Raw genomic sequence first — 17,063 nt, 5'->3', positions numbered from 1 at the left:
GATGCTTCGCCCAAACTCATTCGCCATCATCTCGCCCCGCAATGTGAAAAACTGTCATGAGAATAGCGTTCCATAAGGTGAATTAAAGTGATCTTTTATAACTACAAGCTGCATAAGCAGAAGCGGTGACGTGATGAGATTCGAAAGGAGAGCCCTCCCAAGAGTCCCAAATCGGTCTGCCCGGCGGTCGTGTCGGTGCCTGGATACCTTGTCGACGGTAGGCGTCGGGTAGACAGGATCGCAATCAGGCGCATGGCCTTGCTTTGGCCCTGTCCGGCGCCAAACTCGTGAAAACACTGGATGCGCCGATGTCACACCGTCTGCTTGCCCTTGCCACGCTGTTGGCCGTGTCTTTAGGCTTCCTTTCGCCCGGAGCCCACGCACAGGGATTCGTTCATGCCGATCACCAGCGGATCGTCGACGGTGACGGCAAGCCTGTGATCCTGCGTGGCATGGGACTGGGCGGATGGATGGTCCAGGAAGGCTATATGCTGGACCTGCGCAATCTGGGCGCCCAGCATGTCATCCGCAGCCGCATTTCAGAGATCATCGGTGTGCGGAAGACCGAGCAGTTCTATCGGTCGTGGCGCGACAATGCCGTCACGAAAGCCGATATCGACGCCATGGCCGGTTGGGGCTTCAACAGCGTGCGTCTGCCGATGCATTGGAAGCTGTTCATCAAAGACATGCCACCTAAGGGTGGCCCCGGTAAAATCGTCTGGAATGAGGAAGGGTTTCGGCGCGTTGATGCGTTAATCACCTGGCTGAAGGCCAATCGCATGGTTCTGATCCTCGATTTGCACGCCGCGCCCGGCGGTCAGGGCAATGATCTTGCGATTTCCGACCGCGATCCCCGAAAGCCGTCCCTATGGGATAGCAGTGACAATCAGGCGAAGATGATCGCGCTGTGGACCGAAATCGCGCGGCGCTACAAGGATGAACCGACCATTGCCGGTTATGATCTGCTCAATGAACCAAACTGGGGTTTTCAGAACAAGGCCGATACCCACGGCTGCCTCGAAACCGGCAACAAGCCGCTGCGGGACCTTTACGAACGCACCATCCGGGCGATACGCGCCGTCGATACCAATCATATGCTGATCATCGAAGGCAATTGCTGGGGCAGCAACTATGCCGGCCTGCTACCCGTCGCCGACCGCAACATGACACTGAGTTATCACAAATACTGGACCGACACGACGCAGGAGACGATCGAGCCGTTCCTGAAGCTGCGTGCGCAATACGACATGCCGCTGTGGAACGGCGAGACCGGAGAGAACTCCAACGACTGGTATGCCCGCGCCATCGAACTGGCAGAGAAGAACGATATTGGCTGGTCCATGTGGCCGCTGAAGAAGATCGGTATCAACAGTCCGCTCGAAATTCCTACCAACAGGAAGTACCGCAGTCTTGCCAGCTACTTACGTGGTGAAGGCAAGAAGCCAAGGGCCGGCGAGGCCTTCGCCGGGCTGATACGGCTGGCGGCCGACAGCCGGTTTGCCAAGAATATCCGGCACGCGGATGTGATCGATGCACTGTTCCGCGCGCCGCATAGCCTTCGGAAGCCATAGGATCGCTCGAAAGAGCGGTACTATCGAAGCGGTCGGCTACGACATGGGCAGGGTTGGCGTCGCTTATGCGCTCCTGCCAAGGTCAAAACGCCTTCCAATGCTCTTCAACCGCAGTGGAGGCCCCCGTTTCACCAAATGCTTCTGCGACTTGAGCAGTAAGCGTACGCGCAGGGGACGGCACAGCTCGGTGCTTCTCGTGCGCGATAGCGGGACCGCTCCGTGTGGCGGCGGTACCAACCTGGAACTGTCCAATCAGAGAAAACAACTCTGCGGCCTCCTTTGCCAGACTATGGCTTGCGGCAGTCGACTCTTCGACCATCGCGGCATTTTGTTGCGTGCCCTGGTCCATCACATTGACAGCCGTGTTGATCTCCTTCAGCCCCGTCGCCTGCTCCTTGGCGGCTTCAACGATTGCTGACACATTGATGTCGATCTCGTGTACCTGCTTAACAATTTGCTCCAAAGCCTGCCCTGTCTGACCGACAAGCTGCACGCCCGTTTTCACCTGCTCACCGGACGTATTGATAAGTGCTTTGATTTCCTTGGCTGCCTTTGCAGATCGCTGCGCCAATTCCCGCACCTCTTGGGCAACAACCGCGAAGCCCTTTCCGGCCTCTCCGGCTCGCGCGGCCTCAACACCGGCGTTTAGCGCCAAAAGGTTGGTCTGGAATGCAATGTCATCGATCACGCCAATGATGTTGGAGATCTCCTTCGACGATCCCTCGATCTGTCCCATTGCTTCAATCGCCTTGCGGACGATCTGCCCGGACTGTTCAGCGTTTCCGCGTGCATCGGCCACCAGCTTGCCGGCATGATCGGCGCGCCGGCTGGAATTGGCAACGGTAGTGGTTATCTCCTCAAGCGCGGCGGCGGTTTCCTCAATAGAAGCTGCCTGCTGTTCAGTCCGCTTTGACAAATCGCCTGCGGCCGAACTGATTTGTTTTGAACCTGCAGAGATCGCTTCGGCGTTCGCACCGACGGCTTGTATCGCGAGACGCAATTTCGCGACGGCTTCGTTGAGATCGGCTCGAACCTGATCGAGAGACGGTATGAACGGCGCCGGCAATTGCAAGGTTAGATCGCCATCGGCCAGCTTGCCGAGCGCCCTCGCCAGTGTTTCGACGTTTTCCACGCGACCGGTGACATCAGTTGCAAACTTGACGACCTTGAACACTCTGCCGTTCATGTCGAAAATCGGGTTGTAGGACGCTTGTATGAAGACTCGCCGGCCGCCCTTTCCAATTCGAGTGAATTCCTCGGCAATAAATTCCCCCGCTCGAAGGCGCTCCCAAAATTTTTGGTATTCAGCACTTTGCGTGTAGGATTTTTCACAGAACATCGAGTGATGACGGCCTTCGATTTCCTTGGGCTCGTAGCCTAATGCCGATAGAAAATTCGCGTTCGCGGTCAGAATGTCTCCGCTCGGAGTGAACTCGATGACCGCTTGCGCCCGTGACAGAGCATCCAGCTTGCCCAAAGCTTCCGCGCTACGAAGCTTCTGCTCGGTGATATCCGTTGCGAATTTGACTACTTTGTAAGGCTTGCCTCGGCGGAACACAGGATTGTAGGTCCCTTCGATCCAGACTTCTTTTCCGCCTTTTCCCAGACGCTTATATTGACGCTGGTCGAACTCGCCGCGCCCGAGCTTGGCCCAGAACTCTCGGTAGCCAACCGAACCGGCTTCTGCCGGATCGACAAACATGCGGTGATGCTGACCAACAATTTCAGCAAGATTATATCCGAGAGCATGGCAGAAGTTTTCGTTCGCCGTGATGATCCGACCGTCGAGTTCGAATTCAATAATAGCCTGAGACTTATTTAGTGCGTCGAGAATATGGCTGGCGTCCGAGCCGAGTCCAAGAGAAATCATTTTCATTTTTTCCTCGATAGAAGCTGAACATGATTATATTGGATTTGTTATTTCCATGCGTATCATGGTGACGATATTGAAGTCATAATTTCTTATTTTCTTGAAATTATGACTTCAAATATATTTATAGATTATGAATGAGATATTTGTTGTAAGCCTATAGACGTCAGTCTTTTCCGCTAAATTGTCCTTTTATGGCCAGATTTGACTTCATGGTCTCGTCGATTTGAGGACGTTAAGCATATTGTACTTTCGTCATCCTACAGACGGCGAAGGCACTAACGCTGTGGAAGAAGCGGAGGCCAGGATAGCCAGCCTGACGTTACGGATTCTTGTTCCCGAGAGAAGATCCAGCTTCCGATTGGCAGGTTTTCATCGCCGCGCAAGATAGTCTTTAGTGTTAGGTCCCGACGCATTACGACATCGAATCTATACCGGTATTAACGCTTCCGACTTTTTGGTTACTTGTCGAAAATTTCATAGAAGCTAGTCTGCTCGTTGCTGGCATCGGAATATCTGTTTGCGTTGACGGAAATGACCCTGATGAAAATCGAGCGACTGTCCAACTATGACGACAATTCGATCATTGCGGCGGACCTTGTCATCGTAGGGGGCGGCCCCGCGGGGCTGACAATCGCAGCGCAATGCGCTGGGACGGGCAGAAAGGTGCTCGTTGTCGAGAGTGGCCTTGAACGCGAAAGTCCCGAACATTCGGCACTCAATGAGGTCGAGAACGTTGGCCAGCCGATGTCGGAAGCGCAGTACCGCAAGCGGGTCGCATTTCACAGCCCTCAAGCCGGTTTCTGGTCTCAGGAGGTGCAGCCCTTCGGTGTTCGCTGCCGGGCGCTCGGCGGGTCGACACATGCCTGGGCCGGGAAATCGGCACCTTTTGGTGCCATTGACTTCAAGCTTCGCTCCTGGGTCCCCAACTCGGGCTGGCCAGTCGAACGCGAACAGATCGATTCTTATCTCTTGCGCGCAATGGATGTGCTGAACCTTAGCCCTAAGGAGCCGCTAGGTCGTTTTGAAGAGGAGGGACTTCATTCCTTCTATTGGCAGTTCGCCCGCTCGCGCGTGGATCGGCTCGACGTCATGCGCTTCGGGAACGAATTTATGGCGCGACGGCCGGACAACACTCATATCCTTCTGGATGCGTCCGTGACGCATGTCGGCCTGAGCCCGGACGGATCGCGTTTCTCACATCTCAACGTCGCAAGCATGGAAGGCAAGCGCGCTCGGGTCGAGGCCAGATTATGCGTGTTGGCTGCAAGCGGGATTGAAAATGCCAGGCTGCTACTGGCATCTAACGATGTGTATTCGAACGGAATTGGCAACCATCACGATGTCGTCGGGCGATATCTCATGGATCATGCCGGAGCTCGCATCGGCAGCATTCCGGCCGAGCAAGTGGCCATGCTTGCCAAGCTGTTTGGCTTCTTCGGCGTGCATCATAATGGCCGCGCGCACATGTTCATGCATGGCTTGGCGCTGACCCCGGAGATGCAGGAGCGTGAGGAGCTACTGAACGCCGCTATCTACTTCGTCACGGCGCGGGCGCCGGACGATCCCTGGAGCGCGTTAAAACAGCTATTGCGCAGGCGCAGCACAAATGTCGGACGCGACCTGCTTTCGGTCGTGGCAGGCTCCGGACTTATTGCGAAGGGAATCGGAATGAAGGTCCTTTCCGACAACCGGACGCCCAAGGTCTTTAAGGATCTTGTGATCAACACGGCGATCCGGCTGTCTCCGAATGTGGTCGCCAATGAATTCCAGGATCAGGGTGTGCCGCACAAGCTGATCGGTTTGGGGATCGATGCGATCTCGGAGCAAATTCCGAACCCGGACAGCAGGATCAGTCTCAGCTCCCGAAAGGACCGGTTCGGCGTTCCGCTCGCCAAAGTCGATTGGCGGATCAACGATGTCGAACGCCGGACGCTGCTCAGGATCGCCGAACTCTCACGCGCAGCCCTTGTCAGCGCTGGCCTGCCTGCCCCCACGCTTGAAAACTGGGCGCTGGAACGGAGGCCACAGGATCTCGTCATCATCGACATGGCACATACGCTTGGCACGACGCGAATGTCAGCCGACGCGAAGACAGGCGTTGTCGACCAGAATTGCAGGGTCCACGGCTTGCCCAACCTCTATGTTGCCGGTGGATCGGTGTTCCCAACCAGCGGCCATGCAAATCCGACATTGATGATCCTGGCCTTTGCCATAAGGCTGGCCGATCATTTGAATTCGCAGCTGGCGAGGAACTGAGCCTAGTCGGAAGTCATTCAGAATATATTCTCAGGATCATCGATCAAGGGGTCTGGTTTCGCAAAAGCAAGAAGTGCTTCAGGCTGTTCGATTTCAACACGTGCGCCGTGCACTTTCACGCCGTAAGATCGCAGCGTGAGAAAAGCGCGCGATAAGTTTTCCGGCGTCATCCCCAGGTACGAAGCAAGGACACGTTTTTCCACGGGAATTTCCACCAGACTGTGGCGCCCTCGCTCCCTTTGCATGCGCAGGAGCCAGTTTGCCAGCCGCTCGGCGCCGCTCCGCATTTTTTGGCTCTTAAGATCCTTGACGGTTCGGCGATAGCTTGCCGCGAGTTCCATGACGATTGCACGCATGAAAGCCTGATCTGTCTCCATGGCGAGGCGCACTTTTTCTGCGGGAATCATCAGAATGCTGGATGGCTCCAAGGTTCTGGCGGACTGAAGATAGACCTGATCGTTGAGGACGGCGGCGAGGATGAAAGTGCCGACCGGAGGGATGATTTCCAAAGTCGTCTCTCGCATGTCCGTTGCTGCATACATTTCGACCAGCCCCTCCACGACCACATGGAGGAAATCCGCCGGCTCGTTTTCGCGAATAAGGGACACGCCTCGCGGGAATCGTTGAAGAAAACTCGTTTCGATTAACTCCCGGAACGTGTTATGATGCAGTTCCCTGAACAGTTGCAGCTGCCGAACCTTGGCGGCATTTTCTGGTCGCATCGCGTGTCTCCTTTGGGCGGCCTGTCTGCTTATAGTGCGTGATTGATATTTATCAAGCGACAAGTATAAAATAGTCAATCAATAAGCCTATATTAAACAACTTCTTTGGGCCGCTCACGATTAACTTGAGCGTTATTTGTGCTTTTGGTTGTGTTTGATCCAAATCAAAGTGCCTCAGTGTTTTAATCGCTATTTTTTCTCGGGACTGAAGAAAGATCATTCATCGTCACGAACGGAATATGCCCATGCCTGCTATCCAGAAGTTCGACAGCAGAGATCAACGTACGGCCCTTGGCGCGAGCACTGTCGCCTTCACCGTATGTTTTGCCGCTTGGACCATCTTTGCCATTATCGGCATTCGAATCCGGGAGGAACTCGGTCTTACCGAAACCGAATTCGGACTTCTGGTCGGGACACCGATCCTCATGGGGTCTCTGATCCGCGTCTTGCTTGGCATCTGGACTGACCGCTACGGAGGTCGCGTGGTGTTCGTGGCAACCATGCTTGCCGCGGCCGCGGCGACCTTCATCCTGACCTATGCGCATACCTATCCGCAGATGCTTCTGGCGGCGCTCGGCGTCGGTATCGCCGGTGGCTCGTTTGCCGTCGGCGTTGCTTACGTGTCGCGATGGTTCCCTCCGGAGAGGCAAGGCGTTGCGCTCGGCATCTTCGGCGCCGGCAATGTCGGGTCCGCGGTGACGAAATTGCTTGCGCCGCTGGTACTCGTTGCCTGGGGCTGGCAGGCCGTGGCCGAGATATGGGCTGCGGCACTCGTCGTCATGGCGGTCATCTTCTGGTTCACCACCAAGGATGATCCGGTTCTGGTCGAACGCCGCAGAACAGGGGTCAAGCCTCAAAGTGCCTGGTTGGAACTCGAACCTTTGAAGAACATTCAGGTTTGGCGTTTCTCGCTGTATTATTTCTTCGTCTTTGGTGCGTTCGTTGCGTTAGCGCTCTGGCTGCCGCAATATCTTGTCGGTGTCTATGGGCTGGACATCCGCACTGCCGGCGTGATCGCCGCTTGCTTCTCCATTCCTGCCAGCCTTTTCCGCGCCTATGGTGGCCATCTGTCCGATGTCTATGGCGCGCGACGCGTGCTTTATTGGACCTTCCTCGTCTCCGTCATCGCGACCTTCATCCTCGCCTATCCGCCGGCCGACTATGCCGTCCGCACCGTGGCTGGTCCGATTACCTTCCACATCGAGATGGGTCTTGTCGGCTTCACAGTGACGGTCTTCATCCTCGGCTTCTTCATGGCACTCGGAAAAGCTGCCGTGTACAAGCACATCCCTGTCTACTATCCGAATCATGTCGGCGCCGTCGGAGGACTGGTCGGCATGATCGGCGGCCTTGGCGGCTTCGTGCTGCCGATCCTCTTCGGTGTTCTGCTCGATCTCACCGGCTTGTGGACGAGCTGCTTCATGGCGCTCTTCCTTCTGGTCTCGGTTGCTCTTTTGTGGATGCACTTCGCCATTCGCCAAATGGAGCGCGGCGTTACAGGAAAGGCGCTCGAGGAGCTGCCTCCCTTCCCGGAAATGCAGGGCATGCCTCAGCCCGAGAAGGTCATCTCCGCTGACGAGACCGTGCTGACGGACTGGCGTCCGGAGGATCCATCCTTCTGGGCAACCAAAGGCCGCCGCATCGCACGCCGCAATCTGTGGCTTTCGATCCCGGCGCTGCTCCTTTCCTTTGCCATTTGGCAGGTCTGGTCGGTGGTGGTGGCAAAGCTGCCGCTCGTCGGCTTCACCTTTACGACGGATCAGCTCTTCTGGCTCGCCGCCCTGCCAGGTATCTCCGGCGCAACCTTCCGGATATTCTACTCCTTCATGGTGCCGATTTTCGGCGGACGCCTGTGGACCACGCTGACCACCTGGTCGCTGATCATCCCCGCGCTCGGCATCGGCTATGCGGTGCAGCACCCGGATACGCCCTATATCGTCTTCCTTCTTCTTGCCCTGCTTTGCGGTTTCGGCGGTGGTAACTTCGCCTCGTCGATGTCCAATATTTCCTTCTTCTTTCCGAGGTCGGAAAAGGGCAATGCACTGGCCCTCAATGCCGGTCTCGGCAATCTCGGCGTGAGTGTGGTCCAGTTCGTCGTCCCGCTCGTCATCACCGCCGGCATCTTCGGCTGGTTCGGTGGCGATCCGGTCATGACGAAAGGACCGGCCGGCGAAGCACCGCTCTGGCTACAGAATGCCGGCTTCTTCTTCGTCCCCTTCATCGCGATCTCGGCTTTCGCCTCCTGGTTCGGGATGAACGACATCGCTTCGGCCAAGGCTTCCTTCGCCGAGCAGGCGGTCATCTTCCAGCGCCGGCACAACTGGATCATGTGCTGGCTCTATACTGGGACCTTTGGCTCTTTCATCGGTTATTCGGCCGGCTTCCCGCTGCTTACCAAAACCCTGTTTCCCGATATCCACGCGCTTCAATTCGCCTTCCTTGGCCCGCTCGTTGGGGCACTCTCCCGCTCCGCAACGGGCTGGCTCGCCGATCGCTACGGCGGCGCACGCGTCACCTTCTGGGTTTTCGTTCTGATGATGGTCGGCGCCGGCGGTGTCCTCTGGTTCATTGCGACGAAAGACCAACCGGGCGCCTTCTGGGGCTTCTTCATCTCCTTCCTCGTGCTCTTCTTCGCGACAGGTGTGGGCAACGCGTCGACCTTCCAGATGATCCCGGCAATCATGGGAAGAGAAATGATCCGGCTGATGCCCGATGCCGCTCCTGAGGCCCGTCGCCTGCAGGCAGAGAAGGAATCGGCGGCGATTACTGGCTTCACTTCGGCAATCGCTGCCTTTGGCGCCTTTTTCATCCCGATGGGCTACGGCCTCTCGATCAAGTTCACCGGTGGGGCCGAAGCCGCCCTCTGGGCTTTCCTCATCTTCTATGTGAGCTGCCTTGTTCTCACCTGGGTTGCCTATACCCGCAAGGGCGGCCTGCTTCACGACATCGAGCGCGGCAAGCGCAACACCGCTGGCAAAGCGGCCGCTGCCGAATAAGACCAGGAGAAATACATGTCCCATTTCCTCGACCGGCTGACCTTCTTTCGGAAGAATGTCGATCAATTCTCAAACGGTCATGGCATCGTCACCAGCGAAGATCGCTCGTGGGAGGATGGCTACCGCAAGCGCTGGCAGCACGACAAGATCGTCCGCTCGACCCATGGGGTAAACTGCACGGGCTCCTGTTCGTGGAAGATCTACGTCAAGGGAGGCATCGTCACCTGGGAGACCCAGCAGACGGACTATCCGCGCACCCGGCCTGATCTGCCGAACCATGAACCGCGCGGCTGTTCGCGCGGCGCCTCCTACAGCTGGTATCTCTATTCCGGCGCACGCGTGAAATATCCGATGATCCGCGGGCGGCTGTTGAAGCTCTGGCGCAAGGCGAGGGCGTCCATGTCGCCGGTCGCCGCCTGGGCGTCGATCGTCGAGGATGCGGAAAAGCGCAAGTCCTATATCTCCATTCGCGGCCATGGCGGCTTCGTGCGCGCCACATGGGATGAGGTGAACGAGATCATCGCAGCGGCCAACGCCTATACGATCAAGGCGCATGGCCCTGACCGCATCATCGGCTTCTCGCCGATCCCGGCCATGTCGATGGTCTCCTATGCGGCAGGTTCGCGCTATCTCTCGCTGCTCGGCGGCGTGTGCATGTCGTTCTACGACTGGTACTGCGACCTGCCACCGGCAAGCCCCCAGACCTGGGGCGAGCAGACGGACGTGCCGGAGAGCGCCGACTGGTACAATGCCGGCTTCCTCATCCTCTGGGGTTCCAACGTGCCGCAGACACGCACGCCGGATGCGCATTTCTATACGGAGGTCCGCTACAAGGGCACCAAGAGCGCCGTCGTCAGCCCCGACTATGCCGAGGCAACGAAATTCGCCGACATCTGGCTCAATCCCAAGCAGGGGACGGACGCTGCGCTGGCGCTCGCCATGGGCCATGTCATTCTGCGGGAATATTATCTCGACCGCACGGTTCCCTATTTCGACGATTATACCCGTCGCTACACCGATATGCCATTCCTGGTGCGGCTTGCCGAACAAAATGGCAGGCTGGTTCCTGAACGCCAGTTGCGCGCCTCCGAGCTCGAGGGAGGGCTGGGCGAGACCAACAATCCGGATTGGAAGGCGGTCGCGATCGACGAAAAGACCGGCGAACTGGTCGCTCCCCTCGGCTCCGTCGGTTATCGCTGGGGCGAGCAGGCCAAATGGAATCTCGAACAAAAGGACGGGCGCGGGCGCGATATACGTCTCAAGCTATCACTCGCGGGCGAGGATGCCGCGACGATAGAACAGGTGGATTTTCCTTATTTCGGCGGCCGTGCAACCGAGCATTTCGTTGCGACGGAGCATGGCGAAATCCTGACTCGCAATGTCCCCGTGCGCACGCTCAAGGACGCTAATGGCAAGCCGGTCAAGGTTGCCACCGTCTACGACCTCATGATGGCAAACTATGGCCTCGATCGCGGCTTCGGCGGTGCGAATGTCGCCCGCGACTATGATGCGGACGTACCCTTCACACCCGCCTGGGCGGAACGTATTACCGGCGTCAAGCGTGACGCGATCATCACCGTCGCGCGCGAGTTTGCCACCAATGCCGAAAAGACCAATGGCCGGTCGATGATCATCATCGGTGCGGGCATGAACCATTGGTACAACATGGACATGAACTATCGTGGCGTGATCAACCTCCTCGTCTTCTGCGGGGCGATCGGTCAATCGGGCGGCGGTTGGTCCCACTATGTCGGTCAGGAGAAGCTGAGACCGCAGACCGGCTGGACGCCGCTCGCCTTCGCGCTCGATTGGGCACGTCCGCCACGTCACATGAACTCGACCTCCTTCTTCTATGCACATACGGATCAGTGGCGTTACGAGACGCTGACGGCCTCCGAAATTCTGTCCCCGACGGCTCCGGAAGGGGACTGGAACCAGAGCTTCATCGACTACAACGTTCGCGCCGAACGCATGGGTTGGCTGCCGTCCGCGCCGCAGTTGAAAGTAAATTCGCTTTCGATCGCCAAAAAGGCGAAGGAGGCGGGCCTCGAACCAAAAGACTATGTGGCGAAAGGGCTAAAATCCGGCGAGCTTGAGCTTGCCTGCCACGATCCGGACGATCCGGCCAACTGGCCGCGCAACATGTTTGTCTGGCGTTCCAACCTGCTCGGCTCTTCGGGCAAGGGGCACGAGTATTTCCTGAAGCACCTGCTGGGCACCGAGAACGGCGTGATGGGCAAGGATCTCGGCGAGGAAGGCGCAGTGCGCAACAAGGAGGTCGTCTGGCACGACGAGGCGCCGCGCGGCAAGCTCGATCTGCTGGTCACGCTCGACTTCCGCATGTCGACCACCTGCGTCTATTCCGACATCGTGCTCCCGACCGCCACCTGGTACGAGAAAAACGACCTCAACACCTCAGACATGCATCCCTTCATCCATCCGCTGTCTGCCGCTGTGGATCCGGCCTGGGAAGCCCGCTCCGACTGGGAAATATACAAGGGCATCGCAAAGGCCTTCTCGCGTGTCGCACCGGAGGTCCTCGGCGTCGAGCAGGATGTCGTCCTGACGCCGATCCAGCACGACAGCCCTGGCGAAATGGCACAGGCTTTCGACGTGAAGGACTGGAAGCGCGGCGAGATCGAGCCGATTGCCGGCCGCACCATGCCATCGGTCGCTGTCATCGAGCGCGACTATCCCAATATCCATGCCCGGTTCACGGCGCTCGGGCCGCTCATGACCTCTGTCGGCAACGGCGGCAAGGGCATCAGCTGGAAGACCGAGCATGAGGTCCAGGCACTGGGAGCGCTCAACGGCGTGCGTGAGCATGGCGCTGCAAAAGGCCTTCCGAAGATAGAAACCGACATCGATGCGGCCGAAGTCATCCTGATGCTCGCGCCAGAAACCAATGGTGAAGTGGCGGTGAAGGCCTGGGATGCCCTCTCGAAGGCGACAGGTCGAGAACACGCCCATCTTGCCGTGCCGAAAGAAGACGAGAAAATCCGTTATCGCGACATCCAGGCGCAGCCGCGCAAGATCATCTCTTCGCCCACTTGGTCGGGCATCGAGAGCGAGAAGGTCTGCTACAACGCCGGCTATACGAATGTCCATGAACTGATCCCCTGGCGTACACTCACCGGCCGTCAGCAGCTTTACCAGGATCATCTCTGGATGCGCGCCTTCGGCGAGGGGTTCGTCACCTGGAAACCACCGGTCGACCTGAAGACGATTGCCGTTGTCAAGGATCGGCGCCCGAATGGCAACAAGGAGATCGTTCTCAATTTCCTGACGCCGCACCAGAAATGGGGCATCCATTCCACCTATACGGACAACCTGCTGATGTTGACGCTGAACCGCGGCGGCCCGGTCGTCTGGATATCCGAAGTGGATGCCAAGTCGGCTGGTATCGTCGACAACGACTGGGTGGAAGTTTTCAACGCCAATGGCGCGTTGACCGCCCGAGCCGTGGTGTCCCAGCGCATCAAGCAGGGGATGATGCTGATGTACCATGCCCAGGAAAAGATCATAAACACTCCGGGCTCCGAGATGACAGGCAACCGCGGCGGCATCCATAATTCGGTGACGCGCACGGTCCTGAAGCCCACGCACATGATCGGCGGCTACGCCCAGCTCGCCTACGGTTTCAACTATTACGGAACGGTGGGCTCCAACCGCGACGAGTTCATCGTCGTCCGCAAGATGTCCAAGATCGATTGGCTTGAGGAGCCGCTCTCAACCAATGCGCCGAAGGAGGCCGCAGAATGAAGATTCGTGCCCAGATCGCAATGGTGTTGAACCTCGACAAATGCATCGGCTGTCACACCTGTTCCGTCACTTGCAAGAACGTGTGGACCAACCGCGAAGGCGTCGAATATGCCTGGTTCAACAATGTCGAGACGAAGCCCGGCGTCGGCTATCCCCGCGAATGGGAGAACCAGACCAAATGGAACGGCGGCTGGCGGCGCAAGCGGAACGGCAAAATCGAGCCGAAGATCGGCGCGAAGTGGCGCATCCTGGCCAATATCTTCGCCAATCCGGATCTCCCGGAAATCGACGATTATTACGAGCCCTTTACCTTCGACTACGAGCATCTGCACACGGCGAAGGAGTCGAAAGCCTTCCCGACCGCCCGGCCTCGATCGTTGGTGTCCGGTGAACGCATGGAGAAGATCGAATGGGGTCCGAACTGGGAGGAGATTCTCGGCGGCGAATTCGAAAAACGCTCGAAGGACGTCAATTTCGAAGGCATCGAGAAGGAAATCTACGGCCAGTTCGAAAACACCTTCATGATGTATCTGCCGCGGCTGTGCGAGCACTGCCTCAATCCGGCCTGCGCCGCCGTCTGCCCATCCGGTGCCATCTACAAGCGCGAGGAGGACGGCATCGTTCTGATCGACCAGGACAAGTGCCGCGGCTGGCGCATGTGCGTCTCCGGCTGCCCCTACAAGAAGATCTATTACAATTGGTCGTCCGGCAAATCGGAGAAATGCATCTTCTGCTATCCTCGTATCGAGGCCGGCCAGCCGACCGTCTGCTCCGAGACTTGCGTCGGGCGCATCCGTTATCTCGGCGTCCTGCTCTATGACGCCGACCGTATCGAGGCGGCGGCAAGTGTGCCCGATGAGAAAGACCTCTATCAGGCGCAGCTCGATCTCTTCCTCGATCCAAAGGATCCGAAAGTGATCGCACAGGCCCGCGCCGACGGCGTGCCGGAAGCCTGGATCGAGGCGGCCCTCACGTCGCCGATCTGGAAGATGGCGATGGATTGGAAGGTCGCGTTTCCGCTGCACCCGGAATACCGCACCCTGCCGATGGTCTGGTACGTGCCGCCGCTTTCGCCGATCCAGTCGGCCGCAGCCGCCGGCAGGATGGGACTGGACGGCGACATGCCGGATGTCCGCTCCCTGCGTATCCCGCTGCAATACCTTGCTAATCTGCTGACTGCAGGCAATGAGGATCCGGTCGCGCTGGCGCTTGAGCGCATGCTCGCCATGCGGGGTTACATGCGCGCCAAGTCCATCGACGGTCGTATCGATGAGCGCATTGCCGAAAAGGTCGGACTGACCGGCGCCGACATCGAGGACATGTACCGGATCATGGCGATTGCGAACTACGAGGATCGCTTTGTCATTCCGACCGCGCACCGCGAATGGAGCGAAGACGCCTACGATCTTCGCGGCTCCTGCGGTTTCTCGTTCGGCAATGGCTGCTCCGGCGGAGAGAGCGAGACCAATCTCTTCGGCGGGAAGCAGCCGAAGAAAGCCTCAAACCCGATGGAGATCGCATGATGCCCGAGAGACAGGAAAATCTCACTTTCCGGGCGCTGTCCGCGCTCCTGACCTATCCGACGGAAGAGCTTTGCAGCGCCGTGGCGGAGATCGAGAAGGTAATCACCTCGGAGGGGCTCGTGCCGGCCTCTGCCGCGAAGGCACTTCGGCCGCTCCTCGACGATCTTGCCTCGCTCGATCTTTTCGAGTTGCAGGAGCGTTATGTCGAGCTTTTCGACAGAACGCGGCGCCTTTCACTGCACCTCTTCGAGCATGTGCACGGCGAAAGCCGCGATCGCGGCCAGGCCATGGTCGATCTCGCCTCGCTTTATGAGAAGGGCGGGTTGGAACTTTCCGCCAACGAACTGCCGGATTACCTACCGCTGTTCCTCGAATATCTGTCGACCAGGCCACGGGATGAGGCGCTGCATCTCCTCGGCGAGACCGTGCATATCCTTGGAGCGCTTGAAGAACGCCTGGCACACCGGAATTCTCCATACGCAGCAGTTCTGACCGCGATCCGTGTCATGGCAGGCGTATCTCTCGAGGCCTCTGACGGACAGGAAATGGCCGAAGCACCCTTTGGCGATCTCGCCGCGCTTGACGCGGAATGGGAAGAGACAGCCGTGAATTTCGGCCCCGGAAGCAGTGGCATGGATGGCTGTTCCAACGAACGGCTTCAAACCCGTCTGCGCGCGGCACGCCGCGACGCGCGTACCAATGCCGGTTGAAGGAGGAACAACGATGTCAGAGACCATCAATTCCGCATTGTTCGGCTGGTATCCGTATTTTTGCCTCACTATCTTCCTGCTCGGGAGCCTCATTCGTTTCGACCGCGAGCAATACACCTGGAAAACAGGCTCCTCCCAGTTGCTTCGCCGCAGCCAGCTGCGCTGGGGATCGAACCTTTTTCATATCGGCATATTGGTGATCTTCATCGGCCATGCCGGCGGATTGCTGACGCCGATTGCCGTCTTCGATTGGCTCGGTATCCCGCATAGCTTCAAGCAGGGGCTCGCAATCGTCGTCGGCGGTCTCGCCGGCATTGCCTGCTTCATCGGAATATCCCTCCTTGCCCATCGTCGTTTCTTCGATCCGCGCATCCGCGCCACCTCGAGCTTCGGCGACATGGCGATCCTGCTTATTCTCTGGCTGCAGCTCACGCTCGGCCTGTCCACCATCTTCGTCTCCCTCAACCACATGGATGGCCACGAGATGGTGAAGTTCATGAACTGGGCGCAGGGCATTCTGACGTTGCAGCCGTCTGCTGCCGCTTACGTCGCGGACGCGCATCCGATCTTCAAGATGCATCTGGTTCTCGGCATGACGATCTTTCTGCTGTTTCCCTTCACACGGCTGGTCCATGTCTGGAGCGCACCGATTTGGTATCTCGGGCGACCAGGCTATCAGGTCGTGCGCAGCCGCTACACGCGCGAGCAGCATCCCGCCCGTTCCTACAAGCATCCGGCAGAGTGAAGAATATGGTTTCGATCATCATCGACCGCACGGCAGAGCGTGCCAATGAAGACCATGATCACCGGCATGAACATGCCCCGGTTCGGGCTGCATCGTCCGAGCCTGTCACCATGCCGCCGGTGAGCGTCAACGGCGTTCCGATTTCCCGCAAGGATATCGCCGCCGAGACGCAAAATTTTCCCGCCGTCAATCCAGGCGCGGCCTGGCACGCGGCAACGCGGGCGCTCGTCGTCCGTCAGTTGCTCCTGCAGGAAGCGCAACGCCTCGCCGTGACCGCCAACCCGCAAAAAGATACGGACGGGCGGGTGGAAACCGACGAAGATGCACTCCTGCGCGAACTCGTCGAACGCGAGGTGCATATCCCCGAGGCGGACGAAGAGATGCTGCGTCGCTTCTACGGGAACAACCGCAAGCGCTTTGTGACACCACCGCTCTTCGAGGCGGATCACATCCTGATTACCGCAAATAGGCAGGATGCCGCGGCATTTGCGGAAGCCCGAGATAGGGCCGTATCGCTTGCTGCCGTACTGGCGCAGGAACCGGAGCGCTTTGCAGCCCTTGCCAGGGACTGTTCCGACTGCCCGTCGAGGGAAGTCGGCGGCAGCCTCGGGCAGATCAGCCCGGGGGAAACCACTCCGGAATTCGAGGCTGCGCTCGCCGCTCTCACCCCCGGTGAAATATCCGCTCCGGTCGAAACCCGTTACGGTGTCCATCTCATCCGGCTGGTGCGGAAGATCGAAGGCGCGCTCCTGCCGTTCGAGGCGGTCAAGAACCGGATCGCCGACTATCTCGAAGACCATGTCCGCCGACAGGCGACAGCACAATATATCGCGCTGTTGATCGGTCGTGCCGAGATCCGGGGCATCGCTCTCGAGGGTGCCGCCACTCCTTTGGTGCAGTGAGGG

General features: G+C 58.4%; 10 protein-coding genes. 8 read left to right on the top strand and 2 right to left on the bottom strand.

Annotated features, from left to right (window positions below; genetic code table 11):
* The first annotated feature begins 308 nt into the window (after positions 1 to 308).
* The gene (locus tag CCGE525_RS33950; protein WP_120708787.1) at positions 309 to 1,571 is read left to right on the top strand and encodes a glycoside hydrolase family 5 protein; all 1,263 of its coding nucleotides are present in this window, start codon (positions 309 to 311) and stop codon (positions 1,569 to 1,571) included.
* Between the two features lie 82 nt (positions 1,572 to 1,653).
* Here the strand turns inward: CCGE525_RS33950 and CCGE525_RS33945 are convergent, their stop codons facing one another.
* On the bottom strand, positions 1,654 to 3,447 hold the full coding sequence (locus CCGE525_RS33945) for a methyl-accepting chemotaxis protein (protein WP_120708526.1): 1,794 nt from the start codon (positions 3,445 to 3,447) through the stop codon (positions 1,654 to 1,656).
* A gap of 537 nt (positions 3,448 to 3,984) precedes the next feature.
* Here CCGE525_RS33945 and CCGE525_RS33940 point away from each other — a divergent pair.
* A complete protein-coding gene (locus tag CCGE525_RS33940) occupies positions 3,985 to 5,700 on the top strand; it encodes a GMC oxidoreductase (RefSeq protein WP_120708786.1) in 1,716 nt (571 codons plus the stop codon).
* A 17-nt stretch (positions 5,701 to 5,717) separates the two neighbouring features.
* Here CCGE525_RS33940 and CCGE525_RS33935 read toward each other — a convergent pair whose 3' ends face one another.
* On the bottom strand, positions 5,718 to 6,422 hold the full coding sequence (locus CCGE525_RS33935; protein WP_120708525.1) for a cyclic nucleotide-binding domain-containing protein: 705 nt from the start codon (positions 6,420 to 6,422) through the stop codon (positions 5,718 to 5,720).
* Positions 6,423 to 6,667: 245 nt separating this feature from the next.
* Here CCGE525_RS33935 and CCGE525_RS33930 point away from each other — a divergent pair, with 245 nt between their 5' ends.
* From CCGE525_RS33930 to CCGE525_RS33905, 6 genes are read left to right on the top strand one after another with little or no spacing between them, the layout of a single operon-like run.
* On the top strand, positions 6,668 to 9,418 hold the full coding sequence (locus tag CCGE525_RS33930) for a nitrate/nitrite transporter (protein WP_245472252.1): 2,751 nt from the start codon (positions 6,668 to 6,670) through the stop codon (positions 9,416 to 9,418).
* Positions 9,419 to 9,433: 15 nt separating this feature from the next.
* On the top strand, positions 9,434 to 13,180 hold the full coding sequence (locus CCGE525_RS33925) for a nitrate reductase subunit alpha (protein WP_120708523.1): 3,747 nt from the start codon (positions 9,434 to 9,436) through the stop codon (positions 13,178 to 13,180).
* Positions 13,177 to 14,703, top strand: coding sequence for a nitrate reductase subunit beta (gene narH / locus CCGE525_RS33920; protein WP_120708522.1), 1,527 nt, complete (start codon positions 13,177 to 13,179; stop codon positions 14,701 to 14,703). The genes CCGE525_RS33925 and narH overlap by 4 nt, the downstream gene beginning before the upstream one ends.
* Positions 14,703 to 15,413, top strand: coding sequence for a nitrate reductase molybdenum cofactor assembly chaperone (gene narJ / locus CCGE525_RS33915; RefSeq protein WP_120708785.1), 711 nt, complete (start codon positions 14,703 to 14,705; stop codon positions 15,411 to 15,413). Before narH ends, narJ begins: the two co-directional genes overlap by 1 nt.
* Positions 15,414 to 15,426: 13 nt before the next feature.
* Positions 15,427 to 16,158, top strand: a complete 732-nt coding sequence (narI, locus tag CCGE525_RS33910; protein ID WP_120708521.1) for a respiratory nitrate reductase subunit gamma — start codon at positions 15,427 to 15,429, stop codon at positions 16,156 to 16,158.
* A gap of 5 nt (positions 16,159 to 16,163) precedes the next feature.
* Positions 16,164 to 17,060: a peptidylprolyl isomerase gene (locus CCGE525_RS33905; RefSeq protein WP_120708520.1), complete on the top strand. Its 897-nt coding sequence runs from the start codon at positions 16,164 to 16,166 to the stop codon at positions 17,058 to 17,060.
* The last annotated feature ends 3 nt before the right edge of the window (positions 17,061 to 17,063 follow it).

The organism is Rhizobium jaguaris, from assembly GCF_003627755.1.
Taxonomy (GTDB): domain Bacteria; phylum Pseudomonadota; class Alphaproteobacteria; order Rhizobiales; family Rhizobiaceae; genus Rhizobium; species Rhizobium jaguaris.
Note: the sequence above shows the minus strand (reverse complement) of the source record. Positions and strands in the feature narration are given on the sequence as shown.